Consider the following 6,237-nt stretch of genomic DNA (forward strand, 5'->3'; position numbering starts at 1 on the left):
GCCGCCCCGAGAGCGACCCGGCGGCCAGCACACGCCCGACTCAGAAGGCGTCGGGGTGCAGGCCCTCCGCGATCGTCCGCACCGCGGTGACGTTGCCGAGCGTGCCCGGGAACGTGTCCGGGGTGCGTAGCGCGACGAAGCGGTCCTCCTTGACTGCGGTGACGTCGGGGAAGGTCTGGCGCAGGTACGTCTCGACCCGCTCGGCCTCGGCCTGTTCGCGGACGGCGAAGACGATGACGTCCGGGTTACGCGCGGCGATCTCCTCCGGTGAGACGACCGCGGAGAAGAACTGCTCGAAGAGCTTCTCCTCAGGGCTGAACACGTTCTCGCCGCCCGCGCGCTCGATCATGTCGTACTCAACCCCGGCTCCGATCGCGGAAAGCGTCTTGCCCTCGATGTAGAGCTGCGCGACGGTCGGCCGCGGCCGGTCCGCCACCGCCTTCTCGACCGCCTCGAGGTCACTGCGGGTCTCGGCGACCAGCTCGTCGGCGGCGGCCGAGACCCCGAGGATGCTCCCGAGCGCCTCCAGGTCGGTGAACAGGTCAGTGACCTCGCCCGTGGCGCGGCGCTCGGGGCAGCCGCCCGCGGCAACGTACGTCGTCACGCCGGCGTCGGTGAGCTGGTCGATGGTGGCGAAGCCCTGCTCGGCGGTGAACTCGTACTCGGTCGGGGCGACGACGGCGTCGGGCTGCACGTCGAGCAGTTGCTCGCGCGCCGGCGGCGCGTCCGTGCTCAGCTCCGGCACGTCGCTCGCCTTCGCGGCGACGTCCTCGGGGAGCTCGTGCATGGCGGTCTGCGCCTGGCCGACGAGCCGGTCGGCCACCCCGAGACGGACGAGCAGCTCGGTCTGGGCCGGGCTGAGCCCGACGATCCGCTCGGGCGCGGACTCGACCGTGACCTGGCGCCCGCAGTTCGCCACGGTCACCGGGTAGCCCTCTGTGGCCTCACCGGCAGCCGCCGCGTCGTCGGTGACACCGGTGCCGCCGCATCCGGTCGCGGCCAGGAGCATGAGCGCCGCGACCGGGACGGCGCGCAGCAGTGGGGTGGTGTTCATGTGTTCCTCTCTCGGGCCCGCGCGGACGTCCCGCGCAGGAGCAGGTGGGGGGTGCCGGCCTCCGGATCGGTGATCCGGCTGGCCTCGACACCGAAGACCTCACGCACCAGGTCCGGGGTGAGGATGTCGGCGGGCTCGCCGAGCGCGACGACGCGTCCGCGGTCGAGCACGGCGACGCGGTCGCAGTAGGCCAGCGCGAGGTCGAGCTCGTGCAGGGCGACCACGGTGGTGATCCCGAGCTCCGCGACGGTGTGCATCAGCTCGAACCGGTAGGAGACGTCGAGATGGTTGGTGGGCTCGTCGAGCAGCAGGAGCTCGGCCTCCTGCGCGATCGCCCGGGCGAGCAACGTACGCTGCCGCTCCCCGCCCGAGAGCCGGTGCACCGGCCGGTCGGCGAGCGCGGAGACGCCCGCCATCGTCATCGCCCGGTCCACGACCAGCCAGTCCGCGGCACTGTCGCGGCCGAGCACGCCGCGGTGCGGGGTACGTCCCAGCAGCACGCTCTCGGCGACGGTGAGCCCGAACTCGTCCGGCGGCTCCTGGGCCATCACCGCGACCCGGCGCGCGATCTCGCGACGGCCCATCGTGGCGACGTCGATGCCGTCGAGGTGGACCCGGCCCGAGGCCGGCCGCAGGGCACCGAAGCAGGCCCGTAGGAGCGTCGACTTGCCGCTGCCGTTCGCGCCCAGCAGGCCGAGCACCTCGCCCGGCTCGACCATGACCGACGCCGCGGTGACGACCTCGCGGCTGCCCCGGTTCAGGGTGAGGTCCAGCGTCTCGAGCCTCATCGCGCCATCCCCTGCTCGTCGGCGGCCCGGCCGCGCATCAGCCACAGGAAGAACGGCACCCCGATCAGCGCGGTGATGATGCCCAGCGGCACCTCGGCGGGCGCCGAGACCGTCCGGGCGATCAGGTCCGCGCCGCACAGGAACAGGGCGCCGCCGAGCACCGCCACCGGGACGATCCGTCGGTGGTCGGACCCGACCAGCACCCGGGCGATGTGCGGGACCACCAGGCCGACGAAGCCGATCCCGCCCGCGACCGAGACCACGGTGCCGGTGAGCAGCGCGGCGCAGAGCAGCAGTACCGACCGCAGTCGGTTGACCCGCACGCCCAGCGCGGTGGCCGTCTCGTCACCGACCTGCAGGGCGTTGACGGCGCGTCCGGTGGTGATCGAGACCACGAGCGCGACCGCGAGGGCGACCAGCGGCCCGACCAGGTCGGTCATCGTGGCGGCGGAGACGGAGCCCAGCAGGAAGAACATCACGCTGAACACGTTCTGTGCCTCGGTCGTGAGCGTGAGATAGCTCGTGATCGCGCTGAAGAAGGTGCCCAGCGCCACCCCGGTCAGTACCAGCCGCTGCGGGGCGATACTGCCGTTCTTGTACGCCACCGCGAACACCGCCGCGGTCGCGACCGCGGCGCCCAGGAACGCCGCGGTCCCGATCCAGGCGCCGACCGCCGTTGCGCCCAGGACCACGACGGAGACGGCGCCCACGCCCGCGCCAGAGGAGACGCCGATGATCGCCGGCTCGGCCAGCGGGTTGCGTACGACTGCCTGGATGAAGACCCCGGCCAGGCTCAGCGCCGCCCCGGCCAGCGCAGCCAGCAGGGCGCGGGGCAGCCGGAACTGCCACACCACCTGATCCTGGAGCGCCGTGTAGGTGCCGTCGCTCATCCACGGCATCCCGGGCAGCAGGTGCCCGGTGACCAGCCGGGCGGCATCGAGGGCGGTCAGGTCCACGGTGCCCGACGACGCGGACAGCGCGACGACCACGACCAGCGCGGCAGCGAGGCCGACGGTCAGCAGTCGGGCGCGCCATCGTCGCCGGGCGATGACGGCGGGGACCTGGCCGGAGGCTCGCGGTTTCGCTGCCGGTGCCTGGTCCGTGGTCACGGCGATGTCGGTGGGGGTCATCACGCTCCTGTGGGTTGGTGAGCTGAGTCGAGGGCGAAGTCGAGGACGGCGGCGGCGAAGTCGTGCACGGAGTCGAGGTGGTTGCCGCCATGGCCCATCCGCGGGCGGTGGCTGCGTACGACGTCGGCGCCGCGCGCCGTCAACAGCTCGGCGAGGCGGTCGGTGGGTGCGGCGCCGACGCGGGAGTCCTCCGCGAACGTGGTCAGCAGGAAGCGCGGCCAGCGGCGGCCCGGATACCGGTCCGCGCGGGCGAACGGCGAGTAGTCGTCCATCGCGGCCCGCACCGCGGCGTCGCCCGGGTCGCCGAACTCCTCGGTCCAGTGCCGCGCGCCGGGGTGCTCGGCGAAGCGGTGCGGGTCGAGCGGTGCGGCCGTGCAGGCGACCCCTGCGACGAGGCCTGGTTCGGCGAGCGCTGCGGAAACGGCGACCAGTCCGCCCAGCGAGGCCCCGGCGAGCACCAGCCGCTCCGGGCGGGTCAGACCGAGGCGTACCAGCTCGCGGGCGACGGTGACGGCGTCGGCGACCGTACGTGCCTTGCCCGCGCCCTGCCCGGCGCTGTGCCACGGTGTGCCGGTCCCGCCCCCACCACGCAACCGGGCGGACACGTGCAGCCCGCCGAGCTCGCACCAGGCGGCGACCGAGGGCTCGAACCGAGGCAGGTCGACGACTCCGAAGCCTCCGTAGACCTCGAGCAGGGTCGCGCTGCCCGGCTCTCCGGTCAGGACGAGCTCGATCTCGGCGCCGTCGTCCGCGGTCACGGTGATCAACCGCGACCGTCGGCCGTTGTTCGTCGAGTGCGCTGCCTCCTCGGCCGGCATCACCCGCGGTGCCCCGGCCGGCGACTCGATCCGCACCCAGGCGCGGTCCTGCGCCCAGGACAGGCCCGAGACGGTACGCACCTCCTCCTGCTCCGAGATCGCGACGGTCTCCGCCGGCGCGAGGAGCTCGCCATCGGCGGCGAGGCGGATCAGCACCGAGTGGCCGTCCCGGACCAGGTGGACCAGGCCGCCGCCGGGAAGGGCCTGGGCGTGCACGGGCACCCCTGGCAGGGTCTCCAGCCGGCATCGTGCCGGTGCTGCTCCGGGCACCCGGAAGGTCACCAGCTCCTCGCCGGTCACCGCCAGCAGCGTGTCGCCGGCGGCGGTGATGCTGCGGACCCGAGGAAGGGCGAGTACCTCCGCGCCGTCGGTGCCGACCAAACGGGTCCGCTCCCCGCCGGTCCGGGCGACGAGCACGCCGTCACCAACGCCGATCGGTGTCGCGCGCTCGCCGGCGGTGGTGTCGAACAGCGTCCGGGCCGGCTTCCCGGGCCGGACCCGCAGGCAGCGACCGGCGGCGTCGACGAGGACCAGACCCTCCTCGTCCCAGGCCATCCGCGCGTGCCTGACGGCCACCCCCTCGACCTCGGCCACCCCGTCGACCTCGGTCGCCTCGTCGGACGTCGTGTCCACGATGACGAGGCGACCGTTCTCGGAGCCGTCGTCGCTGATCTCGACGGCTACCAGGCGCCCGTCCGGCGACGGCGCAGCGCCCTGGATCCGAGCATCCGGGTCGAAGACGAGCCCGCCTTCCTCGTCCACCAGGACCGGCAGCAGGTCACCAGGGCGCCGCGAGAGTCGGAAAGGGCCCGCCGGCAGCCCTGGACGTCCCACCCGCTCGGCACGGCGCAGCGCGTCGTGCACTCTCGCGCGCGTCATCGGCCGACCCCGTCGACCTGTGACTCGGGCGCTCTGATGACGCCCAGGTGGCCTCCCTCGTCGAAGGGCGATCCCAGATCCAGGGTCGACTCGATGCCGGAGCCACGGACGAGATGGAGCTGGCCGTCGCCCCCGCGAGTGACCGCGGCGAGGTCGGCCGAGACCAGCGCGAGGGCGCGCCGCTGCGCGGACCTGTCGCCGACAGGGTCCCAGGGCGCGGCCCCAGGCTGCGGTGCGGCGCTCATCGACGGCAGCTCGACCTCGCTGAGCCGGCCGTCGGCGAGCATCGCCAGCCGGTCGCCGTCGGGGTGCACGATCGTCCAGGCGACCGTGCCCTCGAGCGCGTCCGGCCGGAACACCAGGCCGTCGCCGGTCCGGGTCACCTCGGCGGAGCCGTCCAGGCTCCAGCGCACCAGGTGGTTGGTCCAGGTGTGCCACTGCGCCGCGTCCTCATCGGCCCCACGGACGGCGGCGACGATCCCCGCGGCCGGGTCGAGACGGAGGAAGTAGGCCCGTCCCGGCACCGGCCACGGCCAGGTCTCGAGGCGCTCGGGCCGTCCCCCGGTGACCCGCAGGCGCTCGATGCCCGCCTCGGTGGACAGGTGGACCACGCCGGACCGATGGTCGACGACATCGCCGTGGCCGAGGTCTCCGGCGAGCTTCAGGCGTTCGCCGCGTACGACCGGGCAGTGCGGGCCGGCCCGGAGCAGGTCGCGCAGAGCGATGACCTCCGCCTCGCCCGGCTCGCGGTGCCGAAGCACGACCATGGGCTCGCCTGTTCCGGCATCCGGAACGACCACGACGCCGGGCTCGCCGGTGCGGACCCGCGCCCGCACGGCAGTGGCGCCGCTGGTGTCGGCGAGGTCCACGACCGTGACCAGGTCGCTCCACGGCTTCCATGAGGCGCCCAGACCGGTCGTGACCACGACGTAGCGTCCGGTCGGGTCGCAGGCGACGTGCTCGGCGGGGATCGCGATCGGCACTCTGCGGGCCTGACCTGCGCCGTCGAGCACCTCCAGCGTGCCGAGGGCGTCGTCGGCGAACACCGCCCGCGCGCCCCCAGAGGCGCCCGCCGGGAGCGTCAGGATGCCCGCGTGCTCGGCCAGCGTGGCGCTCGACCAGGGGCCGGGCAACGCACCGGGATCGAAGGTCCGCCAGCGGCCGGCGCGGTGGTCTGCGAGGACCAGTGTGGGGGTCATGGTCGGACACACTACTGGTATTGGGAATGATTCTCATATACGTTTTGCCGCTGTCCGCACCAGCGGGCCCCGGCGACGCCGGGTCGAAACGATCCGACAGAGGAGATTCCGATGAACAACGACATCGTGAGCGAGATCGAGGACACCGAGCAGCTGGCGCACCTTTCCGCCACGCACTCCAACGCGCTGGTCGAGAACCCCTTCGACTGATCGCCGACGGGTGAGCACTGAGTGCCGTTCGGGCGAGCTGGCCACCGCCTGATCGCGGGGGGGGGGGGGGGGGGTGCCCCCCCCCCCCCCCCCCCCCCCCCCCCCCCCCCCCCCCCCCCACCCAGACACCCAGAGTAAAAAACAAAAAAAGCCGCCACC

General features: G+C 73.5%; 6 protein-coding genes. 1 reads left to right on the forward strand and 5 read right to left on the reverse strand.

Translation table 11 applies throughout. The features are described from left to right. Positions 1-40: 40 nt before the first annotated feature. Genes ACFV9G_RS15545 through ACFV9G_RS15565 form a run of 5 tightly spaced genes read right to left on the reverse strand, consistent with a single transcriptional unit; the run spans position 41 to position 5,868 of the window. A complete protein-coding gene (locus tag ACFV9G_RS15545) occupies positions 41-1,054 on the reverse strand; it encodes an ABC transporter substrate-binding protein (RefSeq protein ID WP_378728376.1) in 1,014 nt (337 codons plus the stop codon). Beyond that, a complete protein-coding gene (locus tag ACFV9G_RS15550) occupies positions 1,051-1,842 on the reverse strand; it encodes an ABC transporter ATP-binding protein (protein WP_378728377.1) in 792 nt (263 codons plus the stop codon). Before ACFV9G_RS15550 ends, ACFV9G_RS15545 begins: the two co-directional genes overlap by 4 nt. After that, positions 1,839-2,972 carry a FecCD family ABC transporter permease gene (locus ACFV9G_RS15555; protein ID WP_378728378.1) on the reverse strand — a complete coding sequence of 378 codons (1,134 nt, stop codon included), beginning with the start codon at positions 2,970-2,972 and terminating at the stop codon, positions 1,839-1,841. Before ACFV9G_RS15555 ends, ACFV9G_RS15550 begins: the two co-directional genes overlap by 4 nt. Then, positions 2,972-4,669, reverse strand: a complete 1,698-nt coding sequence (locus tag ACFV9G_RS15560; protein WP_378728379.1) for a prolyl oligopeptidase family serine peptidase — start codon at positions 4,667-4,669, stop codon at positions 2,972-2,974. Before ACFV9G_RS15560 ends, ACFV9G_RS15555 begins: the two co-directional genes overlap by 1 nt. Beyond that, positions 4,666-5,868, reverse strand: coding sequence for a hypothetical protein (locus tag ACFV9G_RS15565; protein WP_378728380.1), 1,203 nt, complete (start codon positions 5,866-5,868; stop codon positions 4,666-4,668). The genes ACFV9G_RS15560 and ACFV9G_RS15565 overlap by 4 nt, the downstream gene beginning before the upstream one ends. Before the next feature lie 111 nt (positions 5,869-5,979). Between ACFV9G_RS15565 and amiA the strand changes: the two genes are divergently transcribed. Then, complete coding sequence (gene amiA, locus ACFV9G_RS15570; RefSeq protein ID WP_241248494.1) at positions 5,980-6,078, forward strand: streptamidine family RiPP; 99 nt, start codon at positions 5,980-5,982, stop codon at positions 6,076-6,078. Positions 6,079-6,237 lie beyond the last annotated feature (159 nt).

Source organism: Nocardioides sp. NPDC059952 (assembly GCF_042730435.1).
Taxonomy (GTDB): domain Bacteria; phylum Actinomycetota; class Actinomycetes; order Propionibacteriales; family Nocardioidaceae; genus Nocardioides.

Bases quoted from the DNA above. Each gene is read 5' to 3' on its own strand.
- ACFV9G_RS15545 (WP_378728376.1), bottom strand. From the start codon at position 1,054: ATGAACACCACCCCACTGCTGCGCGCCGTCCCGGTCGCGGCGCTCATG.
- ACFV9G_RS15550 (WP_378728377.1), bottom strand. From the start codon at position 1,842: ATGAGGCTCGAGACGCTGGACCTCACCCTGAACCGGGGCAGCCGCGAG.
- ACFV9G_RS15555 (WP_378728378.1), bottom strand. From the start codon at position 2,972: ATGACCCCCACCGACATCGCCGTGACCACGGACCAGGCACCGGCAGCG.
- ACFV9G_RS15560 (WP_378728379.1), bottom strand. From the start codon at position 4,669: ATGACGCGCGCGAGAGTGCACGACGCGCTGCGCCGTGCCGAGCGGGTG.
- ACFV9G_RS15565 (WP_378728380.1), bottom strand. From the start codon at position 5,868: ATGACCCCCACACTGGTCCTCGCAGACCACCGCGCCGGCCGCTGGCGG.
- amiA (WP_241248494.1), top strand. From the start codon at position 5,980: ATGAACAACGACATCGTGAGCGAGATCGAGGACACCGAGCAGCTGGCG.